The sequence below is a fragment of the Pseudomonas sp. Irchel 3F3 genome, from assembly GCF_900187545.1.
Lineage (GTDB): Bacteria > Pseudomonadota > Gammaproteobacteria > Pseudomonadales > Pseudomonadaceae > Aquipseudomonas > Aquipseudomonas fortuita.
Genome location: NZ_FYDS01000005.1, coordinates 147635 through 167572 on the forward strand (window position 1 = coordinate 147635; position 19938 = coordinate 167572).

18 protein-coding genes and 1 tRNA gene are annotated in these 19938 nt (G+C 62.0%); 13 read left to right on the forward strand and 6 right to left on the reverse strand.

Annotated features, from left to right (window positions below; genetic code table 11):
* Nucleotides 1–19 precede the first annotated feature (19 nt).
* The 4 genes from CKW35_RS11960 (at nt 20) to CKW35_RS11975 (ending at nt 4819) form a co-directional block, all read left to right on the forward strand.
* Nucleotides 20–478: a tripartite tricarboxylate transporter TctB family protein gene (locus CKW35_RS11960; RefSeq protein WP_016488840.1), complete on the forward strand. Its 459-nt coding sequence runs from the start codon at nt 20–22 to the stop codon at nt 476–478.
* Nucleotides 479–481: 3 nt separating this feature from the next.
* On the forward strand, nt 482–1996 hold the full coding sequence (locus CKW35_RS11965; protein WP_016488841.1) for a tripartite tricarboxylate transporter permease: 1515 nt from the start codon (nt 482–484) through the stop codon (nt 1994–1996).
* On the forward strand, nt 1989–3014 hold the full coding sequence (locus CKW35_RS11970) for an AbrB family transcriptional regulator (RefSeq protein ID WP_095115990.1): 1026 nt from the start codon (nt 1989–1991) through the stop codon (nt 3012–3014). Before CKW35_RS11965 ends, CKW35_RS11970 begins: the two co-directional genes overlap by 8 nt.
* Before the next feature lie 122 nt (nt 3015–3136).
* Nucleotides 3137–4819, forward strand: coding sequence for a bifunctional metallophosphatase/5'-nucleotidase (locus tag CKW35_RS11975; RefSeq protein WP_095115992.1), 1683 nt, complete (start codon nt 3137–3139; stop codon nt 4817–4819).
* Nucleotides 4820–4844: 25 nt separating this feature from the next.
* Here the strand turns inward: CKW35_RS11975 and ung are convergent, their stop codons facing one another.
* A complete protein-coding gene (gene ung / locus CKW35_RS11980) occupies nt 4845–5537 on the reverse strand; it encodes a uracil-DNA glycosylase (RefSeq protein ID WP_016488844.1) in 693 nt (230 codons plus the stop codon).
* 125 nt (nt 5538–5662) lie between these two features.
* Between ung and CKW35_RS11985 the strand changes: the two genes are divergently transcribed.
* Entirely contained in the window at nt 5663–6769 is a 1107-nt protein-coding gene (locus CKW35_RS11985) for an enoyl-CoA hydratase/isomerase family protein (RefSeq protein ID WP_016488845.1), read from the forward strand.
* A gap of 30 nt (nt 6770–6799) precedes the next feature.
* Here CKW35_RS11985 and CKW35_RS11990 read toward each other — a convergent pair whose 3' ends face one another.
* Complete coding sequence (locus CKW35_RS11990; protein ID WP_016488846.1) at nt 6800–7249, reverse strand: hypothetical protein; 450 nt, start codon at nt 7247–7249, stop codon at nt 6800–6802.
* 212 nt (nt 7250–7461) lie between these two features.
* Here CKW35_RS11990 and CKW35_RS11995 point away from each other — a divergent pair, with 212 nt between their 5' ends.
* From CKW35_RS11995 to CKW35_RS12025, 7 genes are all read left to right on the forward strand, one after another.
* Nucleotides 7462–8943, forward strand: a complete 1482-nt coding sequence (locus CKW35_RS11995) for a diguanylate cyclase (RefSeq protein ID WP_016488847.1) — start codon at nt 7462–7464, stop codon at nt 8941–8943.
* Nucleotides 8936–9148: a cysteine-rich CWC family protein gene (locus tag CKW35_RS12000; protein ID WP_083283714.1), complete on the forward strand. Its 213-nt coding sequence runs from the start codon at nt 8936–8938 to the stop codon at nt 9146–9148. The genes CKW35_RS11995 and CKW35_RS12000 overlap by 8 nt, the downstream gene beginning before the upstream one ends.
* 9 nt (nt 9149–9157) lie before the next feature.
* The gene (locus tag CKW35_RS12005; protein ID WP_016488848.1) at nt 9158–9850 is read left to right on the forward strand and encodes a pseudouridine synthase; all 693 of its coding nucleotides are present in this window, start codon (nt 9158–9160) and stop codon (nt 9848–9850) included.
* A gap of 345 nt (nt 9851–10195) precedes the next feature.
* Complete coding sequence (locus tag CKW35_RS12010; RefSeq protein ID WP_095115995.1) at nt 10196–11083, forward strand: alpha/beta fold hydrolase; 888 nt, start codon at nt 10196–10198, stop codon at nt 11081–11083.
* Between the two features lie 110 nt (nt 11084–11193).
* A tRNA-Gly gene (locus CKW35_RS12015) sits at nt 11194–11267 on the forward strand.
* A gap of 210 nt (nt 11268–11477) precedes the next feature.
* Complete coding sequence (locus tag CKW35_RS12020; RefSeq protein WP_016488850.1) at nt 11478–13184, forward strand: SulP family inorganic anion transporter; 1707 nt, start codon at nt 11478–11480, stop codon at nt 13182–13184.
* 217 nt (nt 13185–13401) lie between these two features.
* On the forward strand, nt 13402–14412 hold the full coding sequence (locus CKW35_RS12025) for a DUF4917 family protein (protein ID WP_016488851.1): 1011 nt from the start codon (nt 13402–13404) through the stop codon (nt 14410–14412).
* Here CKW35_RS12025 and CKW35_RS28850 read toward each other — a convergent pair.
* From CKW35_RS28850 to CKW35_RS12045, 4 genes are all read right to left on the reverse strand, one after another.
* Complete coding sequence (locus CKW35_RS28850; protein ID WP_134792750.1) at nt 14380–14643, reverse strand: SWIM zinc finger family protein; 264 nt, start codon at nt 14641–14643, stop codon at nt 14380–14382. The genes CKW35_RS12025 and CKW35_RS28850 overlap by 33 nt on opposite strands.
* A 301-nt stretch (nt 14644–14944) precedes the next feature.
* On the reverse strand, nt 14945–15220 hold the full coding sequence (locus CKW35_RS28555) for a hypothetical protein (RefSeq protein ID WP_083283771.1): 276 nt from the start codon (nt 15218–15220) through the stop codon (nt 14945–14947).
* A 189-nt stretch (nt 15221–15409) separates the two neighbouring features.
* Nucleotides 15410–16624, reverse strand: coding sequence for an SAM-dependent methyltransferase (locus CKW35_RS12040; protein ID WP_016488853.1), 1215 nt, complete (start codon nt 16622–16624; stop codon nt 15410–15412).
* Nucleotides 16625–16767: 143 nt separating this feature from the next.
* Nucleotides 16768–17385 carry a TPM domain-containing protein gene (locus tag CKW35_RS12045; protein WP_095115996.1) on the reverse strand — a complete coding sequence of 206 codons (618 nt, stop codon included), beginning with the start codon at nt 17383–17385 and terminating at the stop codon, nt 16768–16770.
* Nucleotides 17386–17571: 186 nt separating this feature from the next.
* Here CKW35_RS12045 and bglX point away from each other — a divergent pair, with 186 nt between their 5' ends.
* A complete protein-coding gene (gene bglX / locus CKW35_RS12050; protein ID WP_095115998.1) occupies nt 17572–19863 on the forward strand; it encodes a beta-glucosidase BglX in 2292 nt (763 codons plus the stop codon).
* Nucleotides 19864–19938: the final 75 nt, after the last annotated feature.

Sequence of the window (19938 nt, forward strand, 5' to 3'; positions counted from 1 at the left end):
TCCCAACGAGGATTCCCCAATGATCCTGCAACGCATCTTCGCCCTGGCCCTGCTGGCGGTGTGCGCCGCCCTGGCCGTGATGGCCTGGCCCTACCAGGCGGCGTTTTCCTATGAACCGGTAGGCCCGCGCGCCTACCCACTGCTGATGCTTGGCCTCATGAGCCTGGGCCTCTTGTACCTGGTGTTCCGCCCCACGCCCATCGTGCGCAAGGACGACGAACCGGAACTGGACCGCGAAACCCTGACCAAGATCACCGCCTGCGTAGGCCTGCTGATCGTCTTCGCGGCCACCTTCGAAGCCCTGGGCTTCATCCTCAGCGCCATCCTGGTCGGCCTGCCCATGGCCCGGTTGTATGGCGGCCGCTGGCTGCAGAGCGCCATCGTGGTAGCCGGCATGAGCCTGCTTCTCTACTGGCTGTTCGACCGCGTGATGGACGTGCCCCTGCCCCTTGGCCTGCTCAGCGTACTGGAGAACTGACACATGGATACCTTGAGCTACCTGGGCCAGGGCTTCGGCGTTGCCCTGTCCCCTTACAACCTGGTCACCGCCCTCTCCGGCACCCTGATCGGCACTGTGGTCGGCCTGCTGCCGGGCCTGGGCCCGATCAACGGCGTGGCCCTGCTGATCCCCATCGCCTTCGCCCTGGGCCTGCCGCCAGAGTCGGCGCTGATCCTGCTGGCCGCGGTGTACCTGGGCTGCGAATACGGCGGACGTATCAGCTCGATCCTGCTGAACATCCCGGGCGAAGCCTCGACCGTGATGACCACCCTGGACGGCTACCCGATGGCTCGCCAAGGCCTGGCAGGCGTTGCCCTGTCGCTGTCGGCCTGGAGCTCGTTCATCGGCGCCTTCATCGCCACCTGCGGCATGGTGCTGTTCGCCCCGCTGCTGGCGAAATGGGCCATCGCCTTCGGGCCGGCGGAATACTTCGTACTGATGGTGTTCGCCATTGTCGCCCTGGGCGGCATGGCGGGTGACAAACCGTTGAAAACCTTCATTGCCGCCCTGATCGGCCTGTTCCTGTCGGCCGTGGGCATCGATGCCAACAGCGGCGTTTACCGCTTCACCGGTGACAGCGTGCACCTGGCCGACGGTATCCAGTTCGTGGTGCTGGTGCTGGGCCTGTTCTCCATCAGTGAAATCCTGTTGCTGCTGGAAAAGACCCACCATGGTCACCAGGCGGTAAAAGCGACCGGGCGCATGCTGTTCAACTTCAAGGAAGCGGCTTCGGTATTTGTGGTCAACATCCGCTGCGGCCTGCTCGGTTTCATCATGGGCGTTCTGCCTGGCGCCGGTGCAACGCTGGCGAGCGCCGTGGCCTACATGACCGAGAAACGCCTGGCTGGGGAAAGCGGCAAGTTCGGCAAGGGCGATGCCCGTGGCCTGGCAGCCCCGGAAACCGCCATCGGCGCGTCCTGCTGTGGCGCGCTGGTCCCGATGCTGACCCTGGGGGTACCTGGCTCTGGCACTACCGCAGTGATGATCGGCGCCCTGACCCTGTACAACATCACCCCCGGCCCAATGCTGTTCGAACAGCAGCCGGACATTGTCTGGGGCCTGATCGCTTCGCTGTTCATCGCCAACATCATGCTGGTGATCCTCAACATTCCGATGATCCGCATCTTCACCCGTATCCTCGCCGTGCCGAACTGGGCGCTGGTGCCGGTGATCGCCATCATCACGGCCATCGGCGTATACGCCGTGCATGCCACCACCTTCGACCTGTTCCTGATGGTCGGCATCGGCATCATGGGTTACATCCTGCGCAAGCTGGACTTCCCGCTGTCGCCGATCCTGCTCGGCTTCATCCTGGGCGGGCTGATGGAGCAGAACCTGCGCCGCGCACTGTCGATCTCCAACGGTGAACTGGGCATCCTCTGGTCGAGCCCGATCAGCATGGGCGTATGGGCGCTGGTGGTGTTGATGCTTACCCTGCCGCTGCTGCGCATCTGGCGCAAACGCAGCCTGCAGCGTCGGGCCCTGGCCGATGCCTGATCGACCGTTGCCGCTGTTTGTCGCAACCGGGCTGGTCGGCCTTGCTGGCGGTTACCTCGCCAGCAAGGTCGGCTGGCCTTTGCCATGGATGGTGGGTTCGCTGCTGGCGATCATACTGGTGCGCTGCCTGACACCTTGGCAACTGCCGGAGATTCCCAACGGCCGCAAATGCGGGCAGTGCATCATCGGCATCGGCATTGGCCTGCACTTTACGCCAGCGGTGATCGAACAGGTGGGCAGCCATTTTGCGCTGATCCTCTTCGGCGCCCTGTTCACCACCCTGTCCAGCGTAATCAGCGTGTGGCTGCTACGGCGCACCGGTGAAGACCGCGCCACGGCATTCTTCGCCAGCATGCCTGGAGGCTCGGGTGAGATGGTCAACCTGGGGGCCCGTAACGGTGCAGTGCTCAGCCAGGTGGCGGCGGCGCAGAGCCTGCGGGTACTGGCGGTGGTGCTGTGCGTGCCCGCGCTGTTCAAGTTTCTGCTGGGTGACGGGGTGCCGCTCAATCACGCCGGTAGCGTCAGCTGGGGCTGGCTGGGGGTGATCACTCCGCTCGGCATCGCCGTAGCATTCCTCTGGCAACGGTTGCGCCAACCCAACCCCTGGCTGTTCGGGCCATTACTGGTGGCGGCCACCGTCAGCCTGGCCGCTAACCTGCAGATCGCCCTGCCCAATGGCGCCAGCCAGATCGGCCAGTGGCTGATCGGCAGCGGCCTGGCCTGTCACTTCAACCGCGCATTCTTCCGCCGGGCCCCGTCGTTTCTGGCCCGCACGCTGCTGGCCACGGCACTGTGCATGGCCATTGCCGGCAGTGCCGCGTGGGTGTTGAGTGAGATGACAGCGCTGGACCTTCGTTCGCTTACCCTGGGCATGATGCCTGGAGGTATCGCCGAAATGAGCCTCACGGCCGAAACGTTGCAATTGTCAGTGCCGCTGGTGACGGCGCTGCAGGTGATGCGGTTGATCTTGGTGTTGTTTCTCGCAGAACCGCTTTTCCGCTTGTGGGATAACAGGTAATCGCGCTGCAAGCCCCCTGAAAATAGATAGTTACCACTTGCCCAGTGCCTGGGTGAATAGAGTCGGTTTGCTGCCCTCATCGGCGGCAAACCCACACACTTCCCGGCACTCAAGAGGTAATGATGAAGGTCCGTCTTTCTTGCAACTGTCGCTCGGCCATTGCCTGGGCTTGCCTTGCCTTCAGTGGAGGCAGTCTTGCCGCAGAATCACCTGCACCCGTCCAGATCAACGTGGTCGCCATCAATGATCTTCATGGTTACATGGAACCCAACCCTCAAGACTACCCCAGCGCGCAGGGTGTTACCCGCCTGACTTATGGCGGCATTGCCACACTCGGCGCCATGCTCGATGAACTGCGAAAGCAAGACCCCGAACTGCTGTTCATTGGGGCGGGCGACCTGATAGGGGGCAGCCCCGCAACTTCAGCGCTCTGGGCTGACGAGCCAGTGCTTGAGGCCCTGAACTCGATGGGCATGATTGTCAGCTCATCCGGGAACCACGAACTGGATGCCGGCAAGGCGGAGTTCCTCCGCCAGATTCACGGAGGGTGCGAATCAACGCGCCCGGAAAAGGCGTGCAAGTTCCGCGGCACCTTTCCAGGAAGTGGCTTCCCTTACATAGCCTCCAACCTGATCGATACCACGACGGGCAAACGCTTGCTGCCGGCCTACCATATCCAGGAGGTAAAAGGCGTCAAGATAGCGTTTGTCGGTGCAGTGCCGCGGAACATGGAAAAAGTGGTTTCGGCGAGAGCATTCACAGGGCTCAAAGCCACGGACGAAGCGCACGCCATCAATGAAGTGATTCCGGAGCTGAAAGCCAAAGGCGTCAATGCAATCATTGCAGTCATGCACCAGGGGGGACATACCTCCGAGCCGTTCGACAAGCAGGATTGCAGCCAGCTGGATGGCGCAATCGTAAACGTGGCGAAACGGCTGGATCCCGCAGTAGATGCCGTGATCAGCGGCCATTCGCATGCCAGCTATCAATGCAAGGTCGGTGACCTGAGCATTACCCAGGCTGGCAAATACGGCCACTTCATGACCCAGTTGAAGTTGGAGGTAACGCCAGGAACCCATAACGTCAAAACCATCACCGCCCGCAATCTTCCGGTAGACCCGCAGGCTTACGTGCCGAATGCCAAGTTGACCAGCTTGCTGGAAGAAGTGCGTCACCGCTCCGGGGAAAAATTGCTCGAACCCATAGGCCGCATCGCCACAGCAGACCTTAACCGCAAAGTAAATGCCGCCGGTGAAACCACCTTGGGGAACTTCGTCACGGATGCCCAACTGGCCATGACCCAGGCATTTCAGACACAGATTGCCTTCCTCAATCTGGGTGGGTTGCGAAGTGATCTTATACAGCCTGCCAACAGTGACCTGACCTACGAACAGTTATTCGCCGTACAACCGTTCGATAACCCACTGGTGGTTCAGGAGCTGACAGGCAAGCAGATCATTGAACTGCTCAACCTTCAATGGAACAGGGGCAATTTCAATCCACTGCAAGTATCCAAAGGTTTCCATTATGAATGGGATGGATCACGGCCGGCTGGCAGCCGGGTTGTCGAGGAAAGCGTACGTCTCGACGGCAAACGCGTTGAACCATCGACCTATTACCGGGTGGTCAGCAATCTGTTCCTGGCCGATGGTGGCGGTGGCTTGACTACGCTCAAGGAAGGAAGGCAACGTCAGGACGCTGGCATCTCCGACGTGGAGGCCTTGGTTGCGTATGTGCGCCAGAACCATGCGCGGGGTGTTGCAATTGGCCAAAGCGGCGAGCCACGTATCAGCATGACCCCCTGAGCAATCACGTACCCCACTGGGTTTTTCACAACGGGGGCAGTGCCCAGTCAATGGGCACAAGCCCCCGCTGCTCCAGGAAGCTGTTGGCCCGGCTGAAATGCCCACACCCCAGAAACCCGCGGTAAGCGGACAACGGCGACGGATGCACCGACTTCAGCACCAGGTGCTTGGTCCCGTCGATCAGCTTCTGCTTGCTTTGCGCATGCGCCCCCCACAACAGGAACACCACGTTCGGGCACTGCTCGCTGACCACCTGGATCACCCGATCGGTAAACAACTCCCAACCCTTCTTGGCATGCGACGCGGCATTGGCACGCTCCACAGTCATGGTGGTGTTGAGCAGCAGGACGCCCTGCTCGGCCCAGCTCTGCAGGTAGCCGTGGCTGGCGATCGGGATGTTCAGGTCGCGCTGCAATTCCTTGTAGATATTGACCAGCGACGGCGGCGTGGCCACGCCCGGCTGCACCGAGAAACACAGGCCGTGCGCCTGGCCCGGCCCGTGATAGGGGTCCTGGCCGAGTATGACCACCTTCACCTGATCCAGCGGTGTCGAGTTGAGCGCATTGAAGATCAGCGGCCCTGGCGGGTAGATTTCCTTCCCGGCGGCCCGCTCGCTGCGCAGGAACTCGCGCAGTTGATGCATGTAGGGCTGGTCGAATTCAGCGCGCAGTGCGGCTTTCCAGCTGGGTTCGAGTTTGATGCGATCGTCGTCAGTCATGGGGGCATCCGTAAACAATGGCGCGACACTAGGTAAGCCCATCCCGCTTGTCAAACGATCCGACCGACGACCGGCATGTTCGGGCAGGCAGGCCATACTTGTGCGATGACTGAGCGAGGTAGTCCATGGCCATTCATTGTGAGGTACTCACCGGCGCCGACGGCGCCCGCATCGGCATCGCAACCCTGGATGCGCCCAAGGCGCTCAATGCCTTGAACCTGCCCATGATCGAGGTGCTGGGCGAACAACTGCATGACTGGGCGCGCGACCCTGGGGTCGTCTGCGTGCTGCTGCGCGGTAACGGCAGCAAAGCATTCTGCGCCGGGGGCGATGTGCGGGCACTGGTGCAGGCTTGCCGTGAGCACCCCGGCAGCGTGCCGCCCTTGGCCGCCACGTTCTTCGCCGCCGAATACCGCCTGGATTACACCCTGCACACCTACCCCAAGCCGCTGCTGTGCTGGGGCCATGGGCATGTGCTGGGCGGCGGCATGGGGCTGCTGCAGGGCGCCAATGTACGCATTGTCACACCCAGTAGCCGGTTGGCGATGCCGGAAATCAGTATCGGCCTGTACCCCGACGTGGGTGCCAGTTGGTTCCTCGCCCGGCTGCCGGGCAAGCTGGGGTTGTTTCTGGGGCTGACCGGAGCGCCGATCAATGCACGCGACGCCCTCGATCTGGGCCTGGCGGACCGCTTTTTTGGGGAGCACCAGCAAGAGGCACTGATCGAAGAGCTGCTGCAACTGAACTGGCAGGAGCAGACCGCCCTGCAATTGAACAGCCTGCTCAAGGCCGAACAGCACCGCGCCTGCGCCGAGCTGCCCGAAGCCCAGTGGCTGCCACGGCGGCAGGTGATCGATGCGTTGCTGGATGTGGCCGATGCTGCAGCGGCCTGGCGGGCGTTGGAGGGGCTCAAGCACCATGACGACCCACTGCTTGCAGAAGCAGGCCAGCGGCTGCACGACGGCTGCCCGCTGACCGCGCACCTGGTGTGGGAACAGATTCGCCGGGCGCAGCACCTGTCTTTGGCGCAAGTGTTCCAGATGGAATACTGCATGAGCCTGAATTGCTGCCGCCACCCGGAATTCAGCGAAGGCGTGCGAGCCCGCTTGCTGGACAAGGACAACCACCCCCGCTGGCACTGGCCGGATGTGGCTCAGGTGCCGGCGGCGGTGGTCGAGGCGCATTTTTCCAAGGCGTGGGAGGGGCGGCATCCATTGGCGGATCTGAGTTGACTTCAAGGATCTGGGGCAGCGTTCATTCAACTAACGCTGCCAGTTTCCGCCTCGCCCTTGCCCAGGTCGGCCATCCCGGCGTCCGCCATCATTACCCTGCCCATTGGAGTGCCAGTCGCCGTGCTGGTAGCGCTGGCTGCCATCACGATAATCATGCCGGTCCCGATCCTGCCTGTAGTCCTGCCGATTGCGGTTGCCATAGTCATAGCGCGGGTTGCCGTGCCACTGGTTCACACCCGGCTGCGGATACGGCCGGTATTGCGGCGCGGGCGCCGACCGATAGTAATAACGCGGTGCCGGCTGGTAGTAATAGCGCGGTTGCGGCGCCACGTAGTAACGGTCATAGCGGTAGTACCCTGGCGACACGTAGCGGTCGGTAGAGTAGTAATCCGAGCGATAATAGCCCCCGCTCTCGTAGTACGGGGCGCAGGCAGAAGTCATCAGCCCCAAGAGGGCGATCAACAGGATTCGAGAGTACATGGCGGCCTCCTGGACCGCTGGAGTGCCCGAACAGCGGCGCTGGCGAGCATCGATGCATAACGCGTTCATCGACACTGAATAAGACCGCGAAGCCGAGGTGCAGTGCCGTTTATGCAATAATTTGATACAGGTGCGATAACCCCAAAAAACTTGCAGTCATTTGCCGGCCATCTCACTAGAATGGGCGCCCTGGCACACATCACGGGAAGATCATGCCGTTACGTTCCGCTCTGTTTTCGCAGCGCTCGCTGATCTTTACCCTGCTGGTGCTACTGGCCTGCGGCTTCCTCGCCACTTCACTGCTCAGCTACTTCGCCTCGCGCAGCGCCATTCGCGACGGCATCATCAATACCGAACTGCCGCTGACTTCCGACACGGTCTACTCGGAAATCCAGAAGGACCTTATCCGTCCGGTGCTGATCGCCTCGATGATGGCCCAGGACACCTTCCTGCGCGACTGGGTGCTGTCCGGCGAGCAGGATACCGAGCGCATGACGCGCTACCTTGGCGAAGTCATGGGCAAGCAGGACACTTCCACATCCTTTTTCGTGTCTGACCGCACCCTCACTTATTACCAGGCCAAAGGCGTGCTGAAGCACGTCGAACCAGGCACCTGGCGAGATGCCTGGTATTTCCGCCTGCGTGACCTCAAAGCCCCCTATGAGATCAACGTCGATCTGGACATGGCCAACCAGGACAGCCTGGCGGTCTTCATCAACTACCAGGTGCACGACTACCAGCACCGCTTCATCGGTGCCGCCGGCGTCGGGCTGAGCGTATCGTCGGTAGTCAAGCTGATCGACCAGTATCAACGCCGCTACCAGCGTTCGGTGGTGTTCACCGACGCCAAGGGCAGGGTGTTGATGACCGGCTCGGAAGGTGGCCCGCATGGTCTGCGGGTCGGCCAGCCGCTCAGCGACAACCCCGAACTGAACGACGTACTGGCCGAGCAGTTGGTGCCCGGTGAAGGCAGCCACGAATACCGCGACAGCGACAACCACAGCCACTTCCTGAATGTGCGCCACCTGCCCGAACTGGACTGGTACCTGTTGGTGGACAAGCGCGAAACCGGCGCCCTCGACCGCATCCGCCACTCTCTGTACCTGAACCTGGCCATCTGCGCGATGATTACGCTGGTGGTCCTGGCGCTGGTGCATGCCATGGTCCGCCGTCACCAGGCCAGCACCGAAGCCCTGGCTACCCTCGACAGCCTCACCGGCCTGCCCAACCGGCGCAGCTTCGACCTGCTCGCCGCCCAAGCCCTGCACGAAGCCCAGCGCGACAGTGGGCCGCTGGTGGCATTGCTGATCGACCTGGACCACTTCAAGGCGCTGAACGACACCCATGGCCACCTGGCAGGCGACGAAGTGCTGCGCCAATTCGCCAATGTACTGCAAGGCAGCCTGCGCCAGTCAGATATACTGTGCCGCTGGGGCGGTGAGGAATTCATCGTGCTGCTGCGTGAAGCCGAAGGCCGACAGGCCATCGAGGTGGCGGAAAAGATCCGCCGCCGTGCCGAACAGTTGACCTTCAGCTACGAAGAACAGCCGCTGCGCCTGACTATCAGCATCGGCCTGAGCAGCCTGCAGCCAGGGGATACCCTGCACGCCCTGCTGACCCGCGCCGATCGTGCGCTTTATCGTGCCAAGCAGGCCGGCCGCAACCGCGTCTGCAGTGAAACCCGCCATGAATGACAGCCAACACTGCCCCGCTTGCGGAGCCCTGAACCAATGCAGCCTGGCCGACCCGCGTCGGGCCACCCAGGCTTGCTGGTGCTATAGCGTAAGTATCGATCCGGCCGTGCTGCAGGCCCTGCCCGCCGAGTTGCGGGACAAAGCCTGCCTGTGCCCGCGCTGCGCCGCCGTTGAGGCACAACTGCGCTCCACTAGTCCCCACTGACCTGCTCCAATGCGCCTCGACCGTTTCCTCGCCAACCTCCCCTGCCACAACCGCCAGCAAGTTCGCCTGATGCTGGCGCAACGCCGTGTGCGCCTGGATGGCCGAGTAGTCAGCGACCCGCTGACCGAGGTGCGTGAATTCAACCGTGTCGAGCTGGACGAGCAATTGCTCCAGGCGGGCCGCCCCGCGCGTTACCTGATGCTGCACAAGCCACAGGGTTGCGTCAGCGCCACCCAGGACCCGCAACACCCCACCGTGCTCGACCTGCTGCCCACAGCACTGCGTGATGACCTGCACATTGCCGGGCGCCTGGATTTCAACACCACCGGGTTGATGCTCCTGACCAACGATGGCCAATGGTCTCGGCGCCTGACCCAGCCTGCCACCAAGCTGCCAAAGCATTATCTGGTGGAAACCGAAAACGAAATTGGCGAGCACTATGTGGCCAGGTTCCGTGAGGGCTTCTACTTTGCCTTCGAGAACCTGACTACCCAGCCCGCCCAGCTGGATATCCTCGGCCCGCGCCGGGCTCGGCTGGCGATCGTCGAAGGGCGCTATCACCAGGTCAAACGCATGTTCGGGTTCTTCGACAACAAGGTGGTGATGTTGCACCGGGAGAGCATGGGAGCGATCCGCCTGGACCCGGGATTGGCGCCGGGGGACTTCCGGGAGCTGACGGCGGCAGAAATAGCCACTGTATAGGCCGGCACAGACAGTGCAGGGTCGTCATACGACCACTGAGCGACAAAAGTCACATTTCCCCCCGAACGGCACTTGCGCGATCCGCGACCCACTGCTTGAATCCAAATCGTCAGTCTGCATGTGACTACCAAGTCACGCTTGCAGTCGAAGACACTTTTTGCCGGCTACCCAAAGCCTTGATGCCTTGGGGCACGGCAAATTGCCCGCCAAAAACAATACCGTCGACGCACGTGCCAAGGATCGACACAGGGCCCCCCGGTTTCTCTTCAGGCAAATGCCTACCTGTCATAAAGAACGTGCACCCTAGGTGACGCGAATACCCTTTTTGCGCCAGGAGTCGATGACATGAGGCCAGAAATCGCTGTACTTGATATCCAAGGTCAGTATCGGGTTTACACGGAGTTCTATCGCGCGGATGCGGCCGAGAATACGATCATCCTGATCAATGGCTCGCTGGCCACCACCGCCTCGTTCGCCCAGACGGTACGTAACCTGCACCCGCAGTTCAATGTAGTACTGTTCGACCAGCCATATGCCGGCAAGTCCAAGCCGCATAACCGTCAGGAGCGCCTGATCAGCAAGGAGACCGAGTCGCATATCCTCCTGGAGCTGATAGAGCACTTTCAGGCAGACCATGTAATGTCGTTCTCGTGGGGTGGCGCAAGCACGCTGCTGGCGCTGGCGCACCAGCCGCGGAACGTGAAGAAGGCAGTGGTGAGTTCGTTCTCGCCGGTGATCAACGAGCCGATGCGCGACTATCTGGACCGTGGCTGCCAGTACCTGGCCGCCTGCGACCGGTATCAGGTCGGCAACCTGGTAAACGACACCATCGGCAAGCACTTGCCGTCACTGTTCAAGCGCTTCAACTACCGGCACGTCAGCAGCCTGGACAGCCACGAGTACGCGCAGATGCACTTTCACATCAACCAGGTACTGCAACACGACCTGGGACGAGCGCTGGAGGGTGCGCGGAATATCGACATCCCGGTACTGTTCGTCAACGGCGACCGCGACGAATACACCACGGCCGAAGATGCCCGGCAGTTCGGCAAGCATGTGGGCAGAAGCCAGTTCAGCGTGATCCGCGACGCGGGGCATTTCCTCGACATGGAAAACAAGACCGCCTGCGAAAATACCCGTAGCGCCCTGCTGGGCTTCCTCAAGCCGACTGTGCGTGAGCCTCGTCAACACTACCGGCAGGTTCAGCAGGGGCAGCATGCGTTGGCCATCTGAGCGCCTCGGCACTCTGTAGCTGATCCCGCAAGCCATGGGGTGCCGACAAGCTTTTTTATAACTTGGGCTTCTAATTCTTGGAGGGTTCTGGTAAAAAGTGCTGCGCAGACGCGGGTATAGTTTAGTGGCAAAACGAAAGCTTCCCAAGCTTTAGTTGAGGGTTCGATTCCCTCTACCCGCTCCACATTGCATTCCAGCATGACGTTCCAGCAACGTCATCGCAGTCAAAAGGAGCCTTGGCTCCTTTTTTCGTTTCTGCCCCCACGTTGACCTGGCCCATGGCCAATTGCCTGCTGATCCGCTTCAATGCCCTGCGGATGTATACGCGTGCACGCGAAACGGCTTGTGGCGCATATGCTCAATGGATTCGTGAAACATTTCGAAAGGATGACGCATGTTTCTTTCCCGCTGGCTACCGGGCCTTGCCAACCTGCTGCACTACCGCCGCGAGTGGCTGCATGCCGACCTGCAGGCCGGGCTCTCGGTCGCAGCGATCCAGATCCCCATCGCCATCGCCTATGCGCAAATCGTCGGCCTGCCGCCACAATACGGCCTGTATGCCTGCGTTCTGCCCATGATGGTCTATGCCCTGGTCGGCAGCTCGCGGCAACTGATGGTCGGCCCCGATGCCGCCACCTGCGCGATGATCGCCGGTGCTGTGGCTCCGCTGGCCATGGGCGACCCGCAGCGCATCGTCGAACTGTCGGTAATCGTCACCGTGCTGGTCGGCGTGATGCTGATTGCTGCCGGCCTTGCCCGTGCCGGCTTCATCGCCAGCTTCTTCTCGCGGCCAATCCTGATCGGCTACCTCAACGGCATCGGCCTGAGCCTGATCGCGGGGCAGCTGTCCAAAGTAGTAGGGTTCAAGATCGAAGGCGACGGTTTCATCCTCAGCCTGATCAATTTCTTCCAGCGCCTGGGGGAAATTCACTGGGTCACGTTGCTCATCGGCCTGTCCGCCCTGGGCTTGCTGATCTGGCTGCCGCGGCGCTACCCGCGCCTGCCTGCAGCCCTCACGGTAGTGGCGCTGTTCATGCTGCTGGCCGGGCTGTTCGGCCTTGACCGCTTCGGCGTTGCCGTCCTGGGCCCGGTACCTGCCGGCATCCCGCAGCTGGCCTGGCCGCACAGCAACCTGGAGGAAATGAAAAGCCTGTTGCGCGACGCCCTGGGTATTGCCACCGTCAGCTTCTGCAGCGCGATGCTGACAGCGCGCAGCTTTGCCGCCCGGCATGGCTATGCGATCAACGCCAACCACGAGTTCGTCGCCCTGGGCGTCAGCAACCTGGCGGCCGGCATCTCCCAGGGCTTTGCCATCAGCGGCGCCGACTCGCGTACGGCAGTCAACGACATGGTCGGTGGCAAAAGCCAGCTGGTGGGCATCATCGCGGCATTGGTGATCGCCCTGATCCTGCTGTTCTTCACCGCGCCCATGGCGTGGATCCCGCAAGGTGCACTGGGCGCCGTGCTGCTCATGGCCGGTTGGGGGCTGATCGACATCAAGTCACTGGGCAGCATCCGGCGTCTTAGCCGCTTCGAGTTCTGGCTGTGTCTGCTGACCACGGTCGGCGTACTGGGTCTGGGCGTGCTGCCCGGTATCGTGTTTGCCGTCACCCTGGCGATCCTGCGCCTGCTGTACAGCATCTACCAGCCCACCGATGCCGTACTGGGCTGGCTGCCTGGGACCGAAGGCCAGGTCGACATCCGCAAATTCAAGGACGCGCGCACCGTGCCAGGGCTGGTGGTGTACCGCTTCGACGACGCGATCCTGTTCTTCAACGCCGACTACTTCAAGATGCGCCTGCTCGAGGCGGTACAGAGCCAGGACCAGCCCAAGGCCGTGCTGTTCGATGCCGAAGCAGTCACCAACATCGACGTCAGCGGCATCGCTGCCCTGCGTGAAGTACGCGACACCCTGGCCGCGCAAGGCATCTTCTTTGCCATCGCACGCGCCCGGGGTACGTTCCTGCGCATGCTGGTACGCTCGGGGATGGCGCGGGAAATGGAAGACAAGCTGCTGTTCGGATCGGTACGGGCCGGGATTCGCGCGTACCGGGTGTGGCGCAACCGGAACCGCAGTGTGCCGGCTGCCGAGCAGGACTAAAGAGGTGTTTTATGACCACTGGCCCTATCGCCGGCAAGCCAGCTCCCACAGGTACGACGCAAGGCTCATGGGCTGTGCCGTACCTGTAGGCGCTGGCTTGCCGGCGACAGGGCCAGTGCAGCCAACACAAGACCCTGGCGTGGACACCAACCCTCGCACACCGTGCATGACATGCTAAAGTCGCCCCCGTTCTCCGCTCCACCCAACGGACCCCAGCATGCCCGCACTTGACGCCACCCTCACCCCCTGGCCAGAACTCGCTGCCCGCCACCCCTGCGACGCCCTGCTGCTGGGCAACGGTGCCAGCCGCGCAGTGTGGAAGCCGTTTGGCTACTTCTCGCTGTTCGAGGAAGCGCAACGCGCCGGCCGCAAGAAAGGCCTGGCGGTCAGCGACCAGGCGCTGTTCAAATCCTTGGGCACAGAACTGTTCGAGCCCGTGCTCAGCGCCCTCAACACCACCGTGCGCGCCAACGCCGCGCTGGCCATCAACTCCACCGCGCCGCTGAACCGCTACTACTCGATCAAGGAAGGGTTGATCCACGCCGTGCGCACGGTGCACCTGCCGTGGTCACTGATGCCAGCCACCACCCTGGCAGCCCTCAACCAGGCCCTGCGCGGCTACCGCAGTATCTACACCAGCAACTACGACTTGCTGCTGCCCTGGGCCGTACAACATGCTCCGCAGGGCTTCGCCAACCTGTTCGACGAGCAAGGCTTTTTCGATGTGCGCCGCACCCGCAGCGAAGGCACCCGGGTGCTGCACCTGCATGGCGGCCTGCACTTGCTCAAGCTGCCTGACGGCACCACACGCCAACGCAGCGCCGACAACGCCGAGCTGCTCGATGGCTTTGCGGTGAACATCCCCGGAGAGGTGCCGCTGTTCGTCAACGAAGACCGCAGCGACGAAAAACTGCGCGCCATCCGCAACTCGGACTACCTGAGCTGGTGCCTTGGGCAGTTGGCCCGGGAAAGCCAAGGGCTATGCCTGTTCGGGCAGCATCTGGACAGCAGTGACCAGCACCTGCTCGAAGCCATCCGCCAGGCGCGGCCACAGCATCTGTCGATTGCCATAAGGCCATTGAGCGAGGCTTCAGTGATCAACCAGAAGCAACACTATATTGATCGATTCGGAAATCTGGCGGGGACGCAGGTGCATTTCTTTGATGCCAGTACGCATCCGTTGGGGCTGGCGGCGTTAGCTACTGAGATGCCGCTTAACCGAAGATGAGGTGGGCTCGGTGCACAAGCTCAATGGGCCAAGCCAGACTCGCCGAAAACACGCTTGTATGAACTGGAAACATTGACAGCCATCGCTATGCGAGCCAGCTCCAAGGTGCCCTGAGCAATCGAGTAGCTGCCTCGCTCCTGCAACCAGAGCAAAATGTCGGCAAGGTGCCAGAGAGAAGTACTGCCATCGTGAACAGGTGCAGGAAAGCTGACCGAATGCGCCACCATCAATTTCCGCATGTTTTGCCGAGACATGCCGATGATCTCAGCCACATCGGTAAGCCCCACGAGATCGGGAGTCGCTTCGATCAGGCGAGCCCGCGGAACAATTTTGCCAACGTCAGCAAGCGCGCTCTCGATAGCCTCTTTGGCAGAGGAAGATTCGCGAATGAATGCCAGTGCCAACCGACCCGGCTGACCTACGCCAACCAACGCATCATCACACCCGCCTTCAGCCAGACGCTCCAATAGCACATCGGTATCTTCGTTTTCGCCCAATTGATACTTCAGGGTGAACTCGTACTCCATTGCGATTACTCCTTCCAAGCATTCGGCGCATGAGCTGCCTTCCGGCTGCCCGAACAGTTGTCGACCACACGCTTTAGCTGTCGCGCAAAATTGCCAGCACTCTTCGGCGTGCTCCATACGCTGACAATGCAGTATTCCCCGCACCGGCAATCGGCATCATTGAGGGGGCAATACATCTTTCCCCAACAGTGCCCACCGCCCACTACGATTTTCCATCCCTTTGACTCTGCGTGCCTCAAGGCCTGCTCGACCTCTTTCTTGGCGTGACAGGGGCGTGCCATCAGCTTTCTCCAGTGTGAGCCCGCCACTCGAGAGTTGTCAACTGACAACCAAAACGCTCGACAAGCGTGCACGCCACACTACAGAAAGGCTGATGAAAGAAATCGCCGCAAAGTGCGATTAGGAATTTCCCTACATCGATTGGAGATTCATACCCAATGTGCGCCTCAATCAGGTCCGACGTGCAGCCGTCAGAGCAACCCATCCGCCCGCAGTAACGTCTCCAGGCAATGCTCCTGCACCCCATAGAACGCCTTGAGCTGGCCAATCTTCTCCAGCAACGCCCCGTTATCTGCCGCCTTGGGCCGCTTCACCGCAAGAATCATCTTGTTCTTGTTGGTGTGCTCCAGCGAGATAAACTCGAACACCTTGGTCTCGTAACCGCAGGCTTCCAGGTACAGCGCGCGCAGGCTGTCGGTCAGCATTTCGGCCTGCTGGCCCAGGTGCAGGCCGTACTGCAGCATGGGTTGCAGCAACCCCGGGCTATGCAGTTGCGGGCGGATCTGTTTGTGGCAGCACGGCGAGCACATGATGATCGCGGCGTTGCAGCGGATACCGGTATGGATGGCGTAGTCGGTGGCGATGTCACAGGCATGCAGGGCGATCATCACTTCGATGGCCTCAGGCACCACGCTGCGCACATCACCGCACTGAAACTCCAGGCCCGGGTGGTCGAGGCGTGCGGCAGCGCTGTTGCACAGGTCGACCATGTCCTGGCGCAGTTCCACGCCAGTTACCTGTGCGTCGCGGCCCAGGCTGTTGCGCAGGTAATCGTGCATGGCGAAGGTCAGGTAACCCTTGCCCGAGCCAAAGTCGGCCACCCGCAGTGCCTGCCCGGCCGGCACCGGAGCGCTGGCCAGGGCGTGGTCGAAGACCTCGATGAACTTGTTGATCTGCTTCCATTTGCGCGACATCGACGGAATCAGCGCGCCTTGTGCATCGGTTACGCCCAGGTCACGCAAAAACGGGCGCGACAACGCCAGGTAACGCTTCTTCTCGCGGTCATGGCCGCTGCTGGCAGTGACATCACGCGGTGCCTGTGCGCCGTGACGCTGCAGCATCGGCTTGCCCTTCTTGCTGAAGGTCAGCTGCACTTCGCCGTCAGCATCGAACAGGTGGGCGTTGCGGAAGCTGTCTGGCAGCAGCTCGGCGACCAGCGCCTGGGCCTGGTCCAGCGGCAGGTTGCGGGTGATGTCACGCGTCTGGTGGCGGTAGACCAGCGAAAGGCACGGCTGGCCCTTGACCTGCAGCGGCTTGGCGATGATCCGTTGCAATGTCTGGTCGGCACCGACATGGCGCGCCAGCACCAGTTTGACCAAGGTATCGCCGTGCAGGGCGGCGTTCAGCAGGTCGAGAAACTGAGCGCGCGCATCCGGCGCGGAGTGGGCGGAAGTACTGGCGGACATGGAGAAACGGTGCCTCGAATAGCGGGAAGCGCATTCTACACCCTGTGGGAGCGGGTTTACCCGCGAATGCGTCGGTAGCCTCCAGGCAGCATTGGCGGGTGAACCCGCTCCCACAGGGACGCGTCAAGCCAGGCGGATCCGAATCAATCGAGAATGACCAGCCGGTTGGGCAACTCGTTACGGGCATGGGTTGCCGGCACGTGCTGGCCAAGCAGCTCGCCACACGCCTCGATGCACTCGACAAAGCCCTGCAACGTCTGGCCCTGGCGCACCTGTTCGGCAAGGCGGGCACCCATGGCCGCGCGGGCTTCAGCATCCAGGCAGTGTTCGATACCCCGATCGACCAGGATCTCCACATGCCGCTCCGCCTCGCTGACGAAAATCAGCACGCCCGTGGCGCCTGCGGTGCGCTGCAGGTTCTGCTCGCGAAACTGCTGGCGGGCCAGCCGAGAAGCATGCCAGCGACGCAGGCCACGGGGGATCAGCCAGCCGGCCAGGCGCGGGTTGCGTAGCAGCAGGCACAAGCCGACGAACAGCAGCACGTTGGCCACCAGCAAGCCACGCACGCCGGGCCAGCCCACCAGCCAATGCAACAGGCCCGGTACCGCCAGCGCCAGCACGGCGGCCCAGAACAACGGCCAATAGGCGTAATCGTCGGCACGGCGGGCCAGCACCGTCACCAGTTCGGCATCGGTGCGCCGTTCGGCACGCGCAATGGCTTCGGCAATCTGCCGTTGATGGTACTCGTCGAAGGGGGTCATGCCGTCGGTCTCTTGAGCGTTCTTATAGTTGTTGTCCCGGCACTCGGGGCTTCATCCGCAGGGGACATATTCAGGCATAATCCGCTGCTGGAACCTAAGCCTGCAAATCGTACAACAATAGCCGCCTGAAAACTCCGGCCGCGCGCGTATCACCCTGGATACGGCAGAGGCCCCACAACGGAATTGATGATGAAACTGTCTTTGCTGGGCCTGGCCATGGGCCTTGCCAGTCAGGCGGCTCTTGCCGCCCCCTACGCCCCGCCCCTGCAGGACAAGCAGGCGTTCATCGAGCACCTGATCAGCCAGATGACCGAAGCCGAGAAGATCGGCCAGCTGCGCCTGATCAGCATCGGCCCGGAAATGCCCCACGAAAAGATCCGCGAGGAAATCGCAGCAGGCCGCATCGGCGGTACCTTCAACTCGCGCACCGCACCCGAAAACCGCCCCATGCAAGACGCGGCCATGCGCAGCCGACTGAAGATCCCGATGTTCTTCGCCTACGACACCATTCACGGCGAACGCACCATTTTCCCGATCGGCCTGGGCATGGCCGCCACCTGGGACATGGACGCCGTCGCCAAGGTCGGCCGCACTGCCGCCATCGAAGCCTCGGCCGACGCCCTGGACATGACCTTTGCCCCCATGGTCGATATCGCCCGTGACCCGCGCTGGGGCCGTACCAGCGAAGGCTTCGGCGAGGACACCTACCTGACCTCGAAGATCGGCCAGGTGATGGTGCGCTCGTTCCAGGGCAGCAGCCCGGCCAACCCCGACAGCATCATGGCCATCGTCAAGCACTTCGCCCTGTATGGTGCAGTGGAAGGCGGGCGCGACTACAACACGGTCGATATGAGCCTGCCGAAAATGTACAACGACTACCTGCCGCCGTACCGCGCCGCGCTTGACGCCGGTGCTGGCGGGGTGATGGTGGCGCTGAACTCGATCAACGGTGTGCCGGCCACCTCCAACACCTGGTTGATGAATGACCTGCTGCGCAAGGAGTGGGGCTTCAAAGGCGTGACCATCAGCGACCACGGCGCCATCCAGGAGCTGATCCGCCACGGCGTCGCCCGTGACGGCCGTGAAGCCGCCAAGCTGGCGATCAAGGCCGGCATCGACATGAGCATGAACGACACCCTGTACGGCGAAGAGCTGCCAGGCCTGCTGAAGTCCGGCGAAGTGACCCAGCGCGAACTGGACCAGGCGGTACGCGAAGTGCTCGGTGCCAAGTACGACATGGGCCTTTTCAAGGACCCCTACGTGCGCATCGGCAAAGCCGAAACCGACCTGAAAGACTATTACGGCAACGACCGCCTGCACCGCGAAGCTGCGCGCGACGTGGCACGCCGCAGCCTGGTGCTGCTGGAAAACCGCAACCAGACCCTGCCGCTGAAAAAGGCCGGCACCATCGCCCTGGTCGGCCCGCTGGCCGATGCCCCGATCGACATGATGGGCAGCTGGGCCGCCGACGGTAAACCGGTGCATTCGGTGACCGTACGCGAAGGCCTGCGCCGCGCCGTGGAAGGCAAGGCCAAGCTGGTCTACGCCAAAGGCTCCAACGTCACTGGCGACAAGGCGATCCTCGATTACCTGAACTTCCTCAACTTCGACGCCCCGGAAATCGTCGACGACCCGCGCCCGCCTGCGGTGCTGATCGATGAAGCGGTCAAGGCGGCCAGGCAATCCGATGTGGTGGTGGCAGTGGTCGGCGAGTCCCGCGGTATGTCCCACGAGTCTTCGAGCCGTACCACCCTGGAAATTCCGGCCAGCCAGCGCGAGCTGATCAAAGCCCTCAAGGCCACCGGCAAACCGCTGGTGCTGGTGCTGATGAACGGCAGGCCGCTGTCGATCAGCTGGGAGCGAGAGCAGGCCGACGCCATTCTCGAAACCTGGTTTGCCGGAACTGAAGGCGGTAATGCCATTGCCGACGTGCTGTTCGGTGACTACAACCCGTCCGGCAAGCTGGCCATCACCTTCCCGCGCTCGGTCGGGCAGATCCCGATGTACTACAACCACACCCGCATCGGTCGGCCCTTCACCCCTGGCAAACCGGGCAACTACACCTCGCAGTACTTTGAAGAGCCCAACGGCCCGCTGTACCCGTTCGGCTATGGTCTGAGCTATAGCAGCTTCGAGCTGTCGGGCCTGAAGCTTTCGAACAAGGACATGAAGCGTGGGGATACACTGGAGGCCAAGGTGACGGTGGCGAACACCGGCAAGGTAGCCGGCGAGACCGTGGTGCAGTTGTACCTGCAAGATGTGTCGGCGTCGATGAGCCGCCCGGTAAAAGAACTGAAGAACTTCCAGAAGCTGATGCTCAAGCCGGGCGAGTCACGCACCTTGACCTTCCGCATCAGTGAGGAAGACCTGAAGTTCTACAATGGCCAGCTGCAGCGGGTTGCCGAGCCAGGGGAGTTCAATGTCCAGGTCGGGCTGGATTCCCAGGCGGTGCAACAGCAGAGCTTCGAACTGCTGTAACTGAAAGGTCGCCTGTACCGGCCCTTTCGCGGGCTTGCCCGCTCCCGCAGGATACTCACAGCCCGATGGACCTGT

Bases quoted from the DNA above. Each gene is read 5' to 3' on its own strand.
- CKW35_RS11960 (WP_016488840.1), top strand. From the start codon at position 20: ATGATCCTGCAACGCATCTTCGCCCTGGCCCTGCTGGCGGTGTGCGCC.
- CKW35_RS11985 (WP_016488845.1), top strand. From the start codon at position 5,663: ATGGCCATTCATTGTGAGGTACTCACCGGCGCCGACGGCGCCCGCATC.
- CKW35_RS12040 (WP_016488853.1), bottom strand. From the start codon at position 16,624: ATGTCCGCCAGTACTTCCGCCCACTCCGCGCCGGATGCGCGCGCTCAG.
- CKW35_RS11990 (WP_016488846.1), bottom strand. From the start codon at position 7,249: ATGTACTCTCGAATCCTGTTGATCGCCCTCTTGGGGCTGATGACTTCT.
- CKW35_RS12000 (WP_083283714.1), top strand. From the start codon at position 8,936: ATGAATGACAGCCAACACTGCCCCGCTTGCGGAGCCCTGAACCAATGC.
- CKW35_RS12010 (WP_095115995.1), top strand. From the start codon at position 10,196: ATGAGGCCAGAAATCGCTGTACTTGATATCCAAGGTCAGTATCGGGTT.
- CKW35_RS28555 (WP_083283771.1), bottom strand. From the start codon at position 15,220: ATGGCACGCCCCTGTCACGCCAAGAAAGAGGTCGAGCAGGCCTTGAGG.
- bglX (WP_095115998.1), top strand. From the start codon at position 17,572: ATGATGAAACTGTCTTTGCTGGGCCTGGCCATGGGCCTTGCCAGTCAG.
- CKW35_RS12020 (WP_016488850.1), top strand. From the start codon at position 11,478: ATGTTTCTTTCCCGCTGGCTACCGGGCCTTGCCAACCTGCTGCACTAC.
- CKW35_RS11975 (WP_095115992.1), top strand. From the start codon at position 3,137: ATGAAGGTCCGTCTTTCTTGCAACTGTCGCTCGGCCATTGCCTGGGCT.
- CKW35_RS11965 (WP_016488841.1), top strand. From the start codon at position 482: ATGGATACCTTGAGCTACCTGGGCCAGGGCTTCGGCGTTGCCCTGTCC.
- CKW35_RS12025 (WP_016488851.1), top strand. From the start codon at position 13,402: ATGCCCGCACTTGACGCCACCCTCACCCCCTGGCCAGAACTCGCTGCC.
- CKW35_RS11970 (WP_095115990.1), top strand. From the start codon at position 1,989: ATGCCTGATCGACCGTTGCCGCTGTTTGTCGCAACCGGGCTGGTCGGC.
- ung (WP_016488844.1), bottom strand. From the start codon at position 5,537: ATGACTGACGACGATCGCATCAAACTCGAACCCAGCTGGAAAGCCGCA.
- CKW35_RS12045 (WP_095115996.1), bottom strand. From the start codon at position 17,385: ATGACCCCCTTCGACGAGTACCATCAACGGCAGATTGCCGAAGCCATT.
- CKW35_RS12005 (WP_016488848.1), top strand. From the start codon at position 9,158: ATGCGCCTCGACCGTTTCCTCGCCAACCTCCCCTGCCACAACCGCCAG.
- CKW35_RS11995 (WP_016488847.1), top strand. From the start codon at position 7,462: ATGCCGTTACGTTCCGCTCTGTTTTCGCAGCGCTCGCTGATCTTTACC.